17 protein-coding genes are annotated in these 13,915 nt (G+C 69.4%); 6 read left to right on the top strand and 11 right to left on the bottom strand.

All coding sequences use genetic code 11. The features are described 5' to 3' along the window. Positions 1 to 32: 32 nt before the first annotated feature. On the bottom strand, positions 33 to 1,346 hold the full coding sequence (locus VGR06_RS37940) for an MATE family efflux transporter (protein WP_327564054.1): 1,314 nt from the start codon (positions 1,344 to 1,346) through the stop codon (positions 33 to 35). Positions 1,347 to 1,417: 71 nt separating this feature from the next. On the opposite strand from VGR06_RS37940, the gene VGR06_RS37935 reads away from it, so the two are divergent. Then, positions 1,418 to 1,963: a CGNR zinc finger domain-containing protein gene (locus VGR06_RS37935; RefSeq protein ID WP_327564053.1), complete on the top strand. Its 546-nt coding sequence runs from the start codon at positions 1,418 to 1,420 to the stop codon at positions 1,961 to 1,963. A gap of 38 nt (positions 1,964 to 2,001) precedes the next feature. Here the strand turns inward: VGR06_RS37935 and rho are convergent, their stop codons facing one another. Beyond that, the gene (gene rho, locus VGR06_RS37930; protein WP_327564052.1) at positions 2,002 to 3,102 is read right to left on the bottom strand and encodes a transcription termination factor Rho; all 1,101 of its coding nucleotides are present in this window, start codon (positions 3,100 to 3,102) and stop codon (positions 2,002 to 2,004) included. Between the two features lie 149 nt (positions 3,103 to 3,251). Here rho and VGR06_RS37925 point away from each other — a divergent pair, with 149 nt between their 5' ends. Continuing rightward, the gene (locus VGR06_RS37925; protein WP_327564051.1) at positions 3,252 to 4,013 is read left to right on the top strand and encodes an MBL fold metallo-hydrolase; all 762 of its coding nucleotides are present in this window, start codon (positions 3,252 to 3,254) and stop codon (positions 4,011 to 4,013) included. A 50-nt stretch (positions 4,014 to 4,063) separates the two neighbouring features. On the opposite strand, the gene VGR06_RS37920 is transcribed toward VGR06_RS37925, so the two are convergent. The 4 genes from VGR06_RS37920 to VGR06_RS37905 all read right to left on the bottom strand — a co-directional run bounded on the left by VGR06_RS37920 (position 4,064) and on the right by VGR06_RS37905 (position 7,246). Next, entirely contained in the window at positions 4,064 to 4,420 is a 357-nt protein-coding gene (locus VGR06_RS37920) for a YciI family protein (protein ID WP_327564050.1), read from the bottom strand. A gap of 152 nt (positions 4,421 to 4,572) precedes the next feature. After that, complete coding sequence (locus tag VGR06_RS37915) at positions 4,573 to 4,929, bottom strand: YciI family protein (protein ID WP_327564049.1); 357 nt, start codon at positions 4,927 to 4,929, stop codon at positions 4,573 to 4,575. A gap of 34 nt (positions 4,930 to 4,963) precedes the next feature. Beyond that, complete coding sequence (locus VGR06_RS37910; RefSeq protein ID WP_327564048.1) at positions 4,964 to 6,622, bottom strand: tannase/feruloyl esterase family alpha/beta hydrolase; 1,659 nt, start codon at positions 6,620 to 6,622, stop codon at positions 4,964 to 4,966. Between the two features lie 126 nt (positions 6,623 to 6,748). Next, positions 6,749 to 7,246, bottom strand: a complete 498-nt coding sequence (locus tag VGR06_RS37905; protein ID WP_327564047.1) for a GNAT family N-acetyltransferase — start codon at positions 7,244 to 7,246, stop codon at positions 6,749 to 6,751. Between the two features lie 56 nt (positions 7,247 to 7,302). Here VGR06_RS37905 and VGR06_RS37900 point away from each other — a divergent pair, with 56 nt between their 5' ends. Next, positions 7,303 to 7,755, top strand: a complete 453-nt coding sequence (locus VGR06_RS37900) for a helix-turn-helix domain-containing protein (RefSeq protein ID WP_327564046.1) — start codon at positions 7,303 to 7,305, stop codon at positions 7,753 to 7,755. A 49-nt stretch (positions 7,756 to 7,804) separates the two neighbouring features. Here the strand turns inward: VGR06_RS37900 and VGR06_RS37895 are convergent, their stop codons facing one another. The 3 genes from VGR06_RS37895 to VGR06_RS37885 form a co-directional block, all read right to left on the bottom strand. Then, the gene (locus tag VGR06_RS37895; RefSeq protein WP_327564045.1) at positions 7,805 to 8,920 is read right to left on the bottom strand and encodes a sn-glycerol-3-phosphate ABC transporter ATP-binding protein UgpC; all 1,116 of its coding nucleotides are present in this window, start codon (positions 8,918 to 8,920) and stop codon (positions 7,805 to 7,807) included. 113 nt (positions 8,921 to 9,033) lie between these two features. Further along, on the bottom strand, positions 9,034 to 10,026 hold the full coding sequence (locus VGR06_RS37890) for a DHH family phosphoesterase (RefSeq protein ID WP_327564044.1): 993 nt from the start codon (positions 10,024 to 10,026) through the stop codon (positions 9,034 to 9,036). 16 nt (positions 10,027 to 10,042) lie between these two features. Next, on the bottom strand, positions 10,043 to 10,783 hold the full coding sequence (locus tag VGR06_RS37885; RefSeq protein WP_327564043.1) for an alpha/beta hydrolase: 741 nt from the start codon (positions 10,781 to 10,783) through the stop codon (positions 10,043 to 10,045). Positions 10,784 to 11,082: 299 nt separating this feature from the next. On the opposite strand from VGR06_RS37885, the gene VGR06_RS37880 reads away from it, so the two are divergent. Genes VGR06_RS37880 through VGR06_RS37870 form a run of 3 tightly spaced genes read left to right on the top strand, consistent with a single transcriptional unit; the run spans position 11,083 to position 12,772 of the window. Continuing rightward, positions 11,083 to 11,664 carry a Uma2 family endonuclease gene (locus VGR06_RS37880; protein ID WP_327564187.1) on the top strand — a complete coding sequence of 194 codons (582 nt, stop codon included), beginning with the start codon at positions 11,083 to 11,085 and terminating at the stop codon, positions 11,662 to 11,664. A 32-nt stretch (positions 11,665 to 11,696) separates the two neighbouring features. After that, positions 11,697 to 11,975, top strand: a complete 279-nt coding sequence (locus tag VGR06_RS37875) for a hypothetical protein (protein WP_327564042.1) — start codon at positions 11,697 to 11,699, stop codon at positions 11,973 to 11,975. A gap of 41 nt (positions 11,976 to 12,016) precedes the next feature. Further along, positions 12,017 to 12,772: a class I SAM-dependent methyltransferase gene (locus tag VGR06_RS37870; protein ID WP_327564041.1), complete on the top strand. Its 756-nt coding sequence runs from the start codon at positions 12,017 to 12,019 to the stop codon at positions 12,770 to 12,772. On the opposite strand, the gene VGR06_RS37865 is transcribed toward VGR06_RS37870, so the two are convergent. After that, a complete protein-coding gene (locus tag VGR06_RS37865; protein WP_327564040.1) occupies positions 12,769 to 12,987 on the bottom strand; it encodes a DUF397 domain-containing protein in 219 nt (72 codons plus the stop codon). The genes VGR06_RS37870 and VGR06_RS37865 overlap by 4 nt on opposite strands. After that, positions 12,947 to 13,843, bottom strand: a complete 897-nt coding sequence (locus tag VGR06_RS37860; RefSeq protein ID WP_327564039.1) for a helix-turn-helix transcriptional regulator — start codon at positions 13,841 to 13,843, stop codon at positions 12,947 to 12,949. Before VGR06_RS37860 ends, VGR06_RS37865 begins: the two co-directional genes overlap by 41 nt. Positions 13,844 to 13,915 lie beyond the last annotated feature (72 nt).

Raw genomic sequence — 13,915 nt, 5'->3', positions numbered from 1 at the left:
CAGCGCCGCCGCGGAGGGAATCGTTAGCAAAGCTAAGCGTGTGCTCGATCACGTGCGAGTACCGCGCCGGTGACGGCCCACCGGCCGGAGCGCAGCCGGCCTGCCGCCAGCACCAAGCGAATCAGCACGAACAGCGTGAGCCCGGCCCAGATGCCGGACAGGCCCCAGCTGAACGCCAGCGCGGCCCAGGTCAGCGGAAGATACCCGAGCACGGCCGAGATTATGGTGGCGTTGCGCATGAATCCGGCGTCCCCGGCGCCGAGGAAGATCCCGTCCAAGGCGAACAGGGTGCCGGCCATGATCTGCATCACGACGAAGAACCACCAGGCGTGCGGGACCTCGGCGAGCACCGAACCGTCCGAAGTGAACACTCCAGGTAGGACGCCGGCCAGCGCCGCGAACACACCGCTGAACACCACGCCGAGCACCGTCCCGTAGCCGGTGATCCGCCAGGCCAGCTCGCGCGCGCCCCGGGCGTCGCCCGCGCCGAGTGCGGCGCCGATCAGCGACTGGGCGGCGATGGCCAGGCAGTCCAGCACCAGCGCCACGAACATCCACAGCTGCAGCACGATCTGGTGCGCACCGGCGGCCGCGGCGGAGGTGTGCGCGGCGACCGCGGTGGCCGAGATGTGCGAGACCTGGAACGCGAGGCTGCGCAGGATCAGGTCGCGCCCGACCGCGAGTTGGGCGCGCATGACCGCCGGCTGCGGGCGCACCGGCGCACGCTCGGCGGCCAGCGCGCGCAGGAACAGGCTCGCGGAGATCACCTGCGCGGCCACATTGGCGATCGCCGAGCCGGCGAGGCCGAAGTCCGTGCCGTACACCAGAAGTGGGCACAATACGGCGGAGATTCCGTTACCCGCCAACACATAGCGCAGTGGACGGGCGGTGTCCTGCACACCCCGCATCCAACCGTTGCCGGCCATCGTGATCAGGATGAACGGGGTGCCGAGCAGCGCGATGCGCAACCACCCCACCGCGGCGGCCGAGACGTCGCCGGGGCCGGCCAGCAGCCGGGCGATCGGGCCGGCCAGTGCCAGGCCGGCGATGAGCAGCAGCAGCCCGCCGAGCGCCGCGAGCCAGGTGGATTGCACGCCCTCGGCCACCGCGTCGACCCGCCGGCCGGCCCCGTGCAGCCGGGCGGTCCGCGCCGTGGTGCCGTAGGAGAAGAACGTGAGCGCGCTGACGGCCTGCGCGAGCACCGTCCCGCCCACCGCGAGGGCCGCCAGCGACACCGCGCCGAGGTGGCCCACCACCGCCGTGTCGACCAGCACGTACAGCGGCTCCGCGGCCAGCACCCCGAGCGCCGGCAGCGCCAGCCGCATGATCTGGCGTGGTCCGCGCATGCCTCCTCCGGTAAGGTGCAATGCTGCAAAGTGCCCCTGACAGATTCGCAGCCTATACGTAAGGACCGCTCGTGGACAACGCCAGTTACCTAGATGTCGCGCTGCGGCTGGCCAACGCGGACCTGACCGGGGTGGACGAGTTGCGGGCGGCGCTCCACGAGGAGCCGTGGTGGTCGGAGCGGGTGACCGAACGGGACGTCCGGGCACTGCGCAAGGTCGCGGCCGGCCTGCGGCAAGCGTTCGAGGCGATGGTCGACACCGACCGCGAGGGCGTGGTGCGCGAGGTGAACGCGCTGCTGGCGGCCCACCCGCTGCGGCCGCGGCTGTCCTCGGGCCACGACGAGGCGGTGGCCGACTGGCACGTCCACGTGGCGGACCCGACGGAGCCCCCGGCGACCGAGGTGGCGGCGGCCGCGTCCTGGGGTCTGGCGCAGGGCATCGTGCACCACGGGCTGCAACGCTGGGGCCGCTGCGCCGCCGACGACTGCGGCAAGTTCTATGTGGACACTTCCACCAACCGCGCGAAACGGTTCTGCTCGGCCCGCTGCGCCAACCGCGTCCACGTCGCGGCCTTCCGCTCCCGCCAGGACCCGCGAGTTCGACTCTCCAGCAACTGAGTTCGACGCTCAGGCAAGTGAGTTCGACATTCGGGACGCTACGCGGCTTGCCGGAGGCCACCGAGGAAGGCGGCGTTGGACGAGGTTTTCTTGAGCTTGTCGAGCAGGATCTCCACGGCCTGCTGGCGGTCGAGGCCGCTGAGGGTTCGGCGGAGCTGCCAGATCAGTTGGCGTTCGTGGGGGTTAAGGAGGATCTCTTCGCGGCGGGTGCTGGAGGCGTCGAGGTCGATGGCGGGGTAGATGCGTTTGTCGGCGAGGGGGCGCGACAGGCGGAGCTCCATGTTGCCGGTTCCCTTGAACTCCTCAAAGAAGTTGTCGTCCATGCGGGAGCCGTTCTCCACGAGGGCGGTGGCAAGAATGGTGAGGGAGCCGCCTTCTCGGATGTTCCTTGCGGCGCCGAAGAAGCGGCGAGGTGGGAGCAGGGCTGCGGCGTCGATGCCGCCGGCCAGGATGCGGCCGCCGTTGGGGGCGACGTTGTTGTAGGCCCGGCCCAGGCGGGAGAGGGAGTCGAGCAGGACCACGACGTCCTGGCCCAGCTCGACGAGGCGTTTGGCGCGTTCGATGGCGAGCTCGGCGACCGTGGTGTGGTCGCGGTCGGCTCTGTCGAAAGTGGACGCGGCGACCTCGCCTTTGATGGACTCGCGCATCTCGGTGACCTCCTCGGGGCGCTCGCCGACGAGCACCACCATGAGGTGGCATTCCGGGTGGTTGGCCGAGATGGCCGCGGCGATGTCCTGCAGGATCAGGGTTTTGCCGGCTTTGGGCGGGGCGACGATCAGGCCGCGCTGACCTTTGCCGATGGGGGCGAACAGGTCGATCACACGGGTGGTCGGGGACGCGGTCTCCAGGTGGATGCGCTCGTGGGGGTGGATCGGGGTCAGGTCGGCGAAGCGGGGGCGGTCACGCCACGTCGGGTTGCCGTTGACCGAGATGACCTCGTTGAAGGAGCCGGTGGCGACCACGTGGTCACCGGCGCGCAGACCGTGCCGCTTCACCTGGACGAGCGGCATGCGGGCGTCGGCCGGGCCGGGCAGGTAGCGGTCGGAGCGCAGGTGGGCGACCTTGTCGCGGACGTCGAGCAGGCCGCTGACTGTCTGATATGGACTTTCTGAGTCGGAGAACTGTACGGATGTGGACATGAATTTCCTTCCCCTGAGGGGATATGGGAGAGCAGGCGCCACGAGAGGGCGCTCGATGCTCGAGAGGAGTGGGGCGCGGATCGCACGCGGCTGAGCCGGCATGCTCGCTGCCCTGCGTTCAGGGTAGCAGGGTCTGACACGATCGCGGTATGCCTTATGCGCCGAGGATGGTCGACGGGGTCGAGGTGGTGCCGCTCCGGGATGCGGTGGGGCCGTTGGGAGCGCCGCTGCGAAGGCCGCTCGCGGAGATCTTCGCGAACGCGTCGGCGGCGGACTGGGCGGGGCTGGACACCGGCGAGTGGGTGTTGGAGTTCCGGTGTTACCTGCTGCGGGACCGGAGTGGGCGCACCGTGCTGGTGGACACCGGGATCGGCGGAACGGACTCGCTGGCGGCGGGTTGGGCGCCGGTGCCGGGACGGCTGCCGGAGGAGCTCGCCGCGGCGGGCACCGCACCGGACGAGATCGACGTGGTGGTGATCACCCATGTGCACAGCGATCACGTGAGTGGGACGGTGCTCGGCGGGGTGCCGGCGTTTCCGAACGCGCGGCACGTGTTGCAGCGGGCGGAGGTGGAGTGGGCGTCCGGGGCGGTCCGCGAGCGCGTGCTGGGGCCGCTGGGTGAGCGCGTGCAGGTCGTGGACGGAGACGTCGAGGTGGTGCCCGGAATCCGGGTGATCCACACGCCGGGGCACACGCCCGGCCATCAGGTGGTGCGGGTCGGTGACCTGGTGCTGACCGGTGACCTGGTGCTGCACGCGGTCCAGCTCAAGAACCCGGCGGTCACCTACCTGTACGACGACGACGCCGAGCAGGCGGCCGCCACGCGCATGGCGGTGCTGGACGAGATCCGGGCGGCCGGCGGCACGATCGGCACCGCGCACCTGGCCGAGCCGTTCGTGCCGGTGCCGTAAAAGGCAGACGCCCCAGGGGTTTCCTGGGGCGCCTGCGTTGGTGCGCGGAACTACTGGCGAAAGACGACCTGGCGGATCTCGACCTCGCCGGTCCACTCGGGCCAGTGGTCGGCGTGCAGCTGGGCGAACCGGCGGCCCCAGTGCAGGGCCTCCTCCTTCGACTCGACCTCGTACACGGCGTAGCCGCCGACCAGCTCGGTGCCCTCGCCGAACGCGCCGTCCGTCACGTCCAGCTTGCCGCCGCCGATCCGGATGCGGGCGCCCAGCCCGCTCGGCCCCAGCGCACCGGTCTCGACCAGCACGCCGGCGATGGTGGCTTCCTCGCCGAGCTTGCCGATCGCCTCCATCAGGGACTGCGGCGGCTGGCCGGCGTTCTCCGAACCCTTGACCATGGTGAGGAATCGCATCGCTCTTCTCCTTCGAGACGTAGGGCCGGTATTTCCGGCCGCTGCCAACGCGTCGAGCGGAGCGAACCGGAATCGACACCGCGGCAAGAAATTCTTCAGAAAAAAGCAACACCCCGAGGGGTTCCCCGGGGTGTTCGATGTGGACGGTGGAGCTATTGGTGGAAGACGACCTCGCGTATCTCGACCGTGCCCGACAAGTCGGGCCAGTGCTCAATGTGGGCCTCGGCGAAGCGGCGGCACCACTCGAGGGCCTCCTCCTTGGTCTTCGTCTCGTAGACCGCGTAGCCGCCGATGAGCTCCTTGGCCTCGCTGAACGGGCCGTCGGTCACCGTGATCTTCCCGCCACCGAAGCGGATCCGGGCACCGAGGGCGCTGGGGCCGAGGCCTCCGGTCTCCACCAGCACACCGGCCTTGGTGGCGTCCTCCCCCAGCTTGCCGATGGCGTCCATCAGGCCCTGCGGGGGCGGGCCGGCGTTCTCCGGGGCGCTGACCATCGTGAGGTAACGCATGACTGCTCTCCTTCTCATGTGGATGGTGAGGAACTTATCGAGCCACCGGGCCGGGAACGTCGTGCAGGTAGCTGCCGGCCCAGTCGATCACGTCGTGCGCCGGCGAGACGATCGGCGGCGCGGGCACGAAGTTGGCGGCGTCGTCGATGCTGCCGGTGCCGTCGTACTTGGCGCGCAACGGGTACGGGAACACCGGGCGGGTACGGGTGATCTCGTGGGTCTGCGGGTTACGGCCGGTGGCGATGGCCCGGTCGGGTGCCTGGCCGCGCTCGACCCAGCTCACCAGCTCCGGAAGCGGGTCGAACTCCTGCAGCTGGTCGCCGCCGGTGAAGCAGTGGTACATCGACGGAACCAGGAACGCCCGGGCGAACTTCTGGGTCTCCCGCAGGCCACCGCTGCGCTGCACCAGCCGGGCGTAGTAGTCCACCGTGCCGACCGCCGGGATGGACTGGTCCTCCCAGCCGTGCCAGATGATCAGCTTGCCGCCGGCGCGGCGGAACGCGGACAGGTCGAGGCTGAGCGCGTTGGCCTTGGCGCCCTCGGCGGTGAGCCGGTTCAGCTCGTCCACGGTGAACGGGAATTCGGCGAGCGAGGAGTGCGGCGTCCCGATCGGGTAACCCACGTAGCGCAGGTAGTTGTCCGGCAGCGGAGCGAGGAAGCTCAGCCCGTCCCAGGCCGGCTCGGAACCGCGCGAGGCCCAGCCCGGGTAGAGCCGGCGGCCCTGCTCGTCGACCGGACCGCGGTACATCTTCGTGGCGGCGTCGACCTGGGCCGGGGTCAGGCAGGTGTCCGCGTCCGTGCCGGCCGGGCACTGGAGCAGCGCCGGGTCATAGGTGCAGGCGCGCGGGTCCTCGATCTGGACGTCGATCAGGCCGTCCAGCCCGTCACACGCGCCGACCACGGCGTTGTGCAGGCTCGCCAGCTTCGTCGTGGTGAGGTTGGCGCCGGCCAGGGTGCGGGCGATCCAGGTGAAGTACACGCCCATCAGCGGCCCGTTGTACGCGGCCGAATCGCCGGCGATGATCCCGTCGAAGTCGGTCGGGTAGCGCTGGGCGAGCAGCAGCGCCTCGCGCCCACCGGTGGAGCAGCCGTCGAAGTACGAGTGCCGCGGCGGCGCGCCGTAGAACCGCGCGATGATCCGCTTGGCGGCCAGCGAGACCACGTGCGGGCCACGGAAGAAGTAGTTGTCCCGGGCCGCCTGGTTGCTCGCCGCCCAGGTGCCGTCGGTGATCTGGACGAACGGGTTCGGCGGGTTGTTGAACGGGTCCTGGCCGGCGTGCCCGTCGTTCGTCGCCGCCACGGCGAAGTCCCCGGACCGCGGCCCGCAGGTGGTGGCCGGCGGGAACGCCTCGTCGAGGAAGGTGCCGCACAGGCCGTGACAGCCCTTCTGCAGGTACCGGCCGTTGTAGGTGTCGAGCGGCAGCTTGAGGTGGAACTCCACCGCGGGCTCGACGTGGCCGACCACGTAGCAGTGCCGCGGCTCGCCGGTGCCGGAGCGCTCCTCGGCCGTGGTCACGTGGGTGGGCGCGCCCGGGATGGCGTAGTCCCGGACCAGGTCGGCGCACTGGCGCACCGGTTGGACCGAACCGTCGGTGGCGGCCGACGCCGGAGCGCCGAGTCCCAGCCCGGTCACCGCGATGATCAGCGCGCCGGCGGCGACCGCGTACCGGCGCCACCAAGATGTGCGTTCCATGTCTGCTCTCCCTGTCGTCCCTCAGTGCTGGGGCCCGGGCATGACCCGGCGCTGCCCACGCGTCGAACGCGGAGCCCCCAGATCGACATGTGCGCGAGGAATCTTTCGGGAGAGTGTCCGGTCAGGTCAAACGGCCACCGGAACCTCGATCATGGCGCGGGTGAGCGGCGCGTGGCCGGTGACGGTGTAGCCGTCCGGCTCGAACAGCGTTTCCGGGAGGCTGCGCCGGATCCACTCGAGGACGAGCTCGTTCTCGCCGAGCACGTCCATCTGGAGCCGGTCCGCGCCGGCGTCGACGACGTGTTCGAGGAGGCCACGGATCAGGCGGGTGCCGAGGCCGCGATGGCGGTACCCGGCGGCGACCACGACCCCGAGCTCGACCGCGCCGGCGGCGTTGGTGGATGCCATGGCGTGGCCAACGACCTCGGTGCCGGTGACGGCCAGGAGGACCCGCTGCCGCGGGGTGACCGTCACCAGCTCGCGCACCAGGCTCGGCGAGACCGAGCCCAGACCGGTGAAGAACCGCTGGTACTGCGTGTCCGGCGACAGCCCAGCGAGAAAGGCCCGAACCGCCCCGGCGTCGGCCTCGGTGGCCGTTCGGATGCAGACCTGAGTTTGAATCACGCACGCAGCCTGCCCGGTCGTTGCTGGGTCTGTCAACTAGACTTAGCATCGTCTACGTGACGGAATCAACGCTGATGCGCTACCGGCCGGTGGACTGTTCGATCGCGCGCTCCCTGGAGCTGCTTGGCGAACGCTGGACGATCCTGGTGCTGCGCGCGGCGTTCAACGCGGTCCGGCGCTTCGACGACATCCAGGCCGACACCGGCGCACCCCGCCAGGTGCTCAGCGCGCGCCTGGCCCACCTCGTCGAGCACGGCATCCTGAAGCGGATCCCCTACCAGGAACCCGGCCAGCGCCAGCGCTACGAGTACCGCCTCACCCACAAGGGCCTGGACCTCTACCCCGTGTTGCTCGGCCTGCTGGAGTGGGGGGACAAGTACCTCGCCGACGACGAGGGCCCGTCGGTCGTGTTGACGCACAAGGAGTGCGGCTCCCCCATCCACATGGCCATGGTGTGCGCCGACGGCCACGAGGTCGAATCCGCTCGCGACGTGCGACCAGTGCGATGAAGGGGGCCTTCCTCACGCTGGACGTGAGGAAGGCCCCCTTCATCGCACTTCAGTCAGGCAGCCGGTCACCGGACTCGGCGTCGAACAGGTGCACGGCGCCGGGCTGCGGGACGAGGCCGATCTTCTCGCCGCGCTGCCAGTGCGACATGCCGGCGGCGCGCACGGTGATCGCGTGCGGGGCCTCACCCTGGTCCACGGTCTCGTCGGCGGCGATCACCTTCGTGCTGGCCGTGCAGTAGAGGAACTGGTCGCTGCCGAGCTCCTCGACGACCTCGACGACGGCCGAGACGCCCTCGCCGGCCGGGCGGATCTCCCAGCCCTCCGGCCGGATGCCGACGACCACGTTGTTGCCGGACAGCGCCGAGCGCTGCGTGCGGGTCAGCTCGATGGGCTGGCCGCCGATCTCGGCCACCTCACCGTTGACCGTCGCCGGGATCAGGTTCATCGCCGGCGAGCCGATGAAGCCGGCCACGAACAGGTTCTTCGGCTTGCCGAACAGGCCGATCGGGGTGTCGCACTGCTGCAGGAGGCCGTCCTTGAGCACGGCCACCCGGTCGCCCATGGTCATGGCCTCGACCTGGTCGTGCGTGACGTAGATCGTGGTGACGCCGAGCCGGCGCTGCAGCGAGGCGATCTGCGTGCGGGTCTGCACCCGGAGCTTGGCGTCCAGGTTCGACAGCGGCTCGTCCATGCAGAACACCTGCGGGCGGCGGACGATCGCGCGGCCCATCGCCACGCGCTGGCGCTGGCCACCGGAGAGCTTGGCCGGCTTGCGGTCCAGGTACGGCTCGAGGTCGAGGAGCTCCGCGGCCTCGTGCACGCGCTGCATCCGCTCCGCCTTCGGCACCTTCTTGATCTTGAGGTGGAAGCCGATGTTGTCCGCCACGGTCATGTGCGGGTAGAGCGCGTAGTTCTGGAACACCATCGCGATGTCCCGGTCCTTGGGCGGCAGGTTCGTCACGTCCCGCTCGCCGATCCGCACGCTGCCCGAGTCGACGCCCTCCAGGCCGGCGAGCATCCGCAGCGTCGTGGACTTTCCGCAACCCGACGGGCCGACCAGCACGAGGAACTCCCCGTCCGAGACCTCGAGATCCAGATTGTCGACGGCCGGCTTGTCGTTGCCGGTGTAGAAGCGCGTCGCGCCCTCGAAGGTCACGGTCGCCATGGTCTAGTCCTCCTCGTTGGGCCGCTTCGCCCGCACGTCCAGCGTCTGACCGGTGGTGATCCGGCAAACATTGCACAATCTAGAGCACCAACTGGAGTAACACCACGATCGGTTCAGATGAGTACCGGCTCGTCGAGCGCGGCTCGAAGCGAGGCGAGGACCTCGCCGGCCCAACCCTCCGCGGTGAACCCGGCCGCGAGCCGGTGCCCGCCACCGCCGAGCCGCGCGGCCGCGGCCGACACGTCCACCTTCCCGACCGCGCGCAGGGAGCCGGTCCACCGGCTGGGCAGGACCTCCTTGAGCACCAGGGCGACCTCGGCTTCGACCGTGGTGCGCAGGATGTCGACCACGCTCTCCACCTCCTCGACCCGCAACCCCTCGAGGTCCGACTGGTAGACGACGGTGTGAACCAGGCCGAACCCACCGGCCGCGTCCGGCTCCAGCACCGCCCGGCCGAGCACCGCGGAGAGCATCCGCAGCCAGGCGAACGGGTGGCTGTCGACCAGCTCCTTCGCCAGGGCCTCGGCGTCGACCCCGGCGGCGAGCAGGCGGGCGGCCACCTGGTGGGTGGCCGGGGTGGCACGGCGGAACATGCTGGTGTCGGTCATCAGACCGGCGTAGAGGCAGCGCGCGATGTGCTCGTCCAGCGGGACGTCCAGCGCGTCGATCAGCTGAAGCACCAGCACCGCGGTGGCCTCGGCGCGGTCGTCGACCACGTGATGGGTGCCGAACCGGGTGTTGGACGCATGATGGTCGACGACCAGAACCGCGCCCCCGGCGGCGGTCGTGGCGCCGACCCGGTCCGCGAGGCGGCCGAGCCGGCCCTGGCTCCCGCAGTCCAGGGCGACCAGGACTTCGGCGGTTGGTGGCACGTCTCGTGCGGGCACCACCAGCCCGTCCGGGTCGAGGCCGCGCAGGGTCTCCGGGATCTCCTCGGGGGCGCCGAACGAGACCCGCACGGTGGCGCCCCGCCGGCGCAGCGCCGTGCCGAGGGCGACCGCGCTGCCCAGCGCGTCGGCGTCCGGGTTGACGTGGGCGAGCAGGGTGACCTCGCGGGCGGTGCGGAGCAGCTCGGCGGCGGCGGTCAGATCGTGTTCAAGGGCCACGAATCCAGCCTGACAGCTACGGCAGGGTCTCGCCCACGAAGCGGAGCACCTCGGGCAGCACCTTGCGCCAGTAGGCCGCGTCGTGGCCGCCCGCGCCGATCGCGGAGATCCGCGGGCGGGCCTTGGTGACCAGCTGCCGGGCCTGCGCGACGAACGAGTCGCTGGTGCCGCACCAGACGCCGAGCGGCACCGTCCGGATGTCGTCGGTGTGCCGCAGCGGCTCGGTCGCCTCCCACTGCGCCTGATCGGCGAAAGCGTTGCGGCCGCGAGCATCCGGCCATGAGTTGAACAGCGCCGCACTGACCGCGGCGACCGCCGACAGCCCCGGGTTACGCGCATAGTTCAGCGCGCCGTACCCACCCATCGAGATGCCCAGCGCCGCGAACGGCAGCGTTTCGAACCCGCGGTTCGCCATCCACGTCGGGACGTCCACGGTGAGCATCTTCTGCGGATCGTCGGCGTTGCGCGCCACCCAGTAGTTGTCGCCGCCGTCCACCGCCACCACCGCGAACGGCGGCACCCCCTGCGCGACCAGGTTGTTCAGCATGTCCGGCACACCGAGATCCAGAAACATCCGCGCGCCCGCGCCTTTTCCGTGCAGCGCAAGGCAGATCTGCATCCGCCCGGCCACCCCCGCCGGCCGCATCGTGATCAGCTCGACGGAGGTGCCCCGAGCCGGCGAGTGCACCCGCTCGGTGGTCACCGGCTCGTTGGGCACGCCGGTCGGAGCCGCCAACGACTGCGGCGGCTGACTCACCGGTACACCACCATCGGCCCGGGTAGGAGGGGCCGAACATCCACTGAGGGCCGCGATTCCCGCGCCCAGGCCGCCAACCAGCAAGCCTCGACGCGTCATCCGGCCCGTCCTATGGCTCAACGTCACCGCCGTCCACGGTCACTCGCCGACAGGTCACGGGAAGGTTACCGAAGCCACCTCAAGATCGGGCCCAGCAGCTCAGAATTGTCCAGTACGCGCTGGTAGGCCGCGTCCCCGCGGATCCCGGTTCCTGGTAGTACCGTGTACTCAGAGCCATCCAAGGAGCCTCATTGACCGCGATGCCCTTTCCCCACCACCACGTCAACCCGACGTTAGTGCCGTACGACCTGCGTCGGCGCTACTCGGTGGAGGAGTTCGCGCGGCTGCCCGAGGACAACACGTACCGTTACGAACTCCAGGATGGCGTCATCACCGTGAGTCCCCGCCCCTCAAACCTCCGTATGAAGGTGCTCCTACGGCTGGGAACAGAGATTGATCGTCAGCTGCCGTCCGGCCTGGATGTCCTGCCCGAGGTCGAGGTCGATCTCCGACCCGCCTGGCCGAAGGTGCGGGTCCCTGATCTAGTCGTGATGCGCAGCGACCTGGCGCGGCGCGGTCCGAACCCGGCTTCCAACGTGCTGCTGGCGATCGAGATCCTGTCGCCTGGCAACCGCGAAAGCGACATGCTGGACAAGCAGGTCGAGTACGCCGACGCCGGCATCGAGAACCTCTGGATCGTCGACCCCCGCCCGCACGTCACCGCCACGGTCTACATGGTCTGCTGCGGCGACTTCGAAGAGGACCAGCGCTGCAAGCACACCTTCGAGGTCGAGCGGCCCTGCCCCCTGACCATCGATCTTGATGCCTTGCTGCCCGACTAGCAGAGGCGACTCGACAACAGACTGGTGGCGCGATGATCTTCCCGTTCGCCGTGGTGATCATCGGTGTCGACCTCACGAGCCCGGACAGTCCGGATGCGGATGCGCTGTTCGAGGCGGGCTGTGATGACGCCTTGCTCATGAGCGAGGGCGGCGTGCAGCGGGCTGTGTTTGACCGTGAGGCGCCAAGCTTCGCGATACCTGTGGCCAGCGCGATCACCGCGATCGAGACGGCCGTCCCGGGTGCGCGGGTGGTCCGGATTGAGCGGCTTGACTCAGCTGGGCCACGGACCTCGCTGCCGCAGTCGGCTTAGCTCCTTCTCGATACGCTGCTGGCCGACTGAAGGGCGTGCCGGTGGAGCGGATTGATTACGACGGGCGGCTGCATACGGTGTATGCGGCGGGGCGGGCGATCAGTTCCGCGGCGCTGGCGGAGTGGATGCGCCGGTTCGGCGAGCATGCTCCGGGGCGGCGGCCGTTGGTCGTGCTCGATCTGGGGTCGGGTGTGGGGCGGTTCACGCCGGCGTTGGCGGAGGCGTTCGGTGGGCCGGTGTACGGGGTGGAGCCGTCGAGTGGGATGCGGGGGGTGGCTGAGGAGTCGGCGGGGCATTCCGCGGTGACGTATCTTGCGGGGGCGGCGGAGCGGATACCGTTGCCGGACGGTAGTTGTGATGTGGTGGTGCTGTTTCTGGTGTGGCACCACGTGCGGGATCGGGACGCGGGGGCTGCGGAGATCGCGCGGGTACTGCGGCCCGGGGGTCGGGTGCTGATGCGTGGTTCCTTCTCCGACCGGTTGCCTGACGCGCCCTATTACCGGTTCTTTCCGCGGTTGGTGGAGATCGAGAAGGCGGTGTTTCCGAGCCTCGAGGAGGTTGTGGGGACCTTCGGCCGGGTCGGGCTGGAGCGGCTGGCGTTGGAGGCCTGTCCAGTCCGGTTGGCCGACAGCCTGGCGGACTGTGCGGCGCGGTGGCGGATGCGGGCCGTCTCGACCTTCGAGCACCTCACCGAGGAGGAGCTCGAGCAGGGCTTCGCCGCGCTCGATGCGGCGGTGGCCGGGGAGACCGACCCGCAACCGATCTTCGGTGTCGCGGACCTGCTGGTGCTGGGCTAAGCGAGGGCCTTGAGGAAAGCGGCGAGGTTCGGGGCGGGGAAGTGGAGGGTGGGGCCGGGGTTCTTGGAGTCGCGGACGGCGGTGGCGGCTACCTCGACGCAGTCGTTTTCCGCACTACGTGAACTCTTGCGCCACTGTAGAGGTGGGTAGCCCACCTCTACACAGTCCGTGTGATCACTTCGGGAAGTCTTCCTCCAGCGCAGAAGCGTACTCATCGTGATCCTCTCGCGCACCCAGCTGTTTTGCCAAGTCAGCAAGCCAGGCGCGGGAACGTTGCTCGTCTAGGGCAACATTATCGAGGTTGGCCACGGTCCGGCGGTAGCCGGCGATAGTGTCTTTGCGCTCCAGGAACAACACCGAGGTAGGGCACTCGATGTGCACGACGGGACTCAGCTCGCTGAACCCCATGAGTTTGAACGGCATGTGACCGGCGTGGATGCCAGCCGAGTCAGAGATGATCCGAATCTCGATGTTGGATCGCACCGACAAGCGCAGCAAGTGATGCACCTGTTCGGACATGATCTCCCGGCCCGGCCCCTTGCGGGTCAGCGCCATCTCATCGATAAAGAACCGGAAGGCGGCCGGCGGCTGGCGATCCAGAGCCTGCCGACGGAGGATGCGAACACCCATCCGCTCGTCCAACTCGCTCGCGGGGATAGTAGGAATTGATTGCAAGATCGCGCGTGTGTATTCGGCTGTTTGCAGCAGACCGGGAACGAGCACGTTCTCGTAGTTGACGACTGTGATGGCAGCATCTTCGTAGTTGGTGAGCGTGGTCAGCTCGGGTGGGAGGCGGTCTCCGTACTCCTGCCACCAGCCGCGTTCGTTGGCGCGGTGGGCTAGTTTGACCAGCTCGTCGCGTTTCGGGGACTTGATGCCGCAGATGGCGAGGATGGCGGCGACGTCGGCGGGACTGGCGCCGCGCTTGCCGCTGTAGAGACGGCTGACTTTGCTGTCCGACCACTGGAGGAGGCGACCGAGTTCTCGGCCGCTGAGGCCTCTGGCTTGGGCGGCGCGAAGAATTGCCAGGCCAAGCTCGCGGGAGCGGACAGTGGGCTCGTGATCCTTCATGGGCACACGGTATGCCGACGAAGTGCGGATTTCACGTACCGGCGGGACAGGTTCACCCGGATGAAAGTGCTT

It is taken from the genome of Actinophytocola sp., assembly GCF_036002505.1.
In the GTDB taxonomy this organism is placed as follows: domain Bacteria; phylum Actinomycetota; class Actinomycetes; order Mycobacteriales; family Pseudonocardiaceae; genus DASYTH01.
Note: the sequence above shows the minus strand (reverse complement) of the source record. Positions and strands in the feature narration are given on the sequence as shown.

Excerpts from the sequence above, each read along its gene's own strand:
- VGR06_RS37940 (WP_327564054.1), bottom strand. The coding sequence starts at position 1,346 with ATGCGCGGACCACGCCAGATCATGCGGCTGGCGCTGCCGGCGCTCGGG.
- rho (WP_327564052.1), bottom strand. The coding sequence starts at position 3,102 with ATGTCCACATCCGTACAGTTCTCCGACTCAGAAAGTCCATATCAGACA.
- VGR06_RS37925 (WP_327564051.1), top strand. The coding sequence starts at position 3,252 with ATGCCTTATGCGCCGAGGATGGTCGACGGGGTCGAGGTGGTGCCGCTC.
- VGR06_RS37920 (WP_327564050.1), bottom strand. The coding sequence starts at position 4,420 with ATGCGATTCCTCACCATGGTCAAGGGTTCGGAGAACGCCGGCCAGCCG.
- VGR06_RS37915 (WP_327564049.1), bottom strand. The coding sequence starts at position 4,929 with ATGCGTTACCTCACGATGGTCAGCGCCCCGGAGAACGCCGGCCCGCCC.
- VGR06_RS37910 (WP_327564048.1), bottom strand. The coding sequence starts at position 6,622 with ATGGAACGCACATCTTGGTGGCGCCGGTACGCGGTCGCCGCCGGCGCG.
- VGR06_RS37895 (WP_327564045.1), bottom strand. The coding sequence starts at position 8,920 with ATGGCGACCGTGACCTTCGAGGGCGCGACGCGCTTCTACACCGGCAAC.
- VGR06_RS37880 (WP_327564187.1), top strand. The coding sequence starts at position 11,083 with ATGCCCTTTCCCCACCACCACGTCAACCCGACGTTAGTGCCGTACGAC.
- VGR06_RS37875 (WP_327564042.1), top strand. The coding sequence starts at position 11,697 with ATGATCTTCCCGTTCGCCGTGGTGATCATCGGTGTCGACCTCACGAGC.
- VGR06_RS37865 (WP_327564040.1), bottom strand. The coding sequence starts at position 12,987 with ATGAGTACGCTTCTGCGCTGGAGGAAGACTTCCCGAAGTGATCACACG.
- VGR06_RS37860 (WP_327564039.1), bottom strand. The coding sequence starts at position 13,843 with ATGAAGGATCACGAGCCCACTGTCCGCTCCCGCGAGCTTGGCCTGGCA.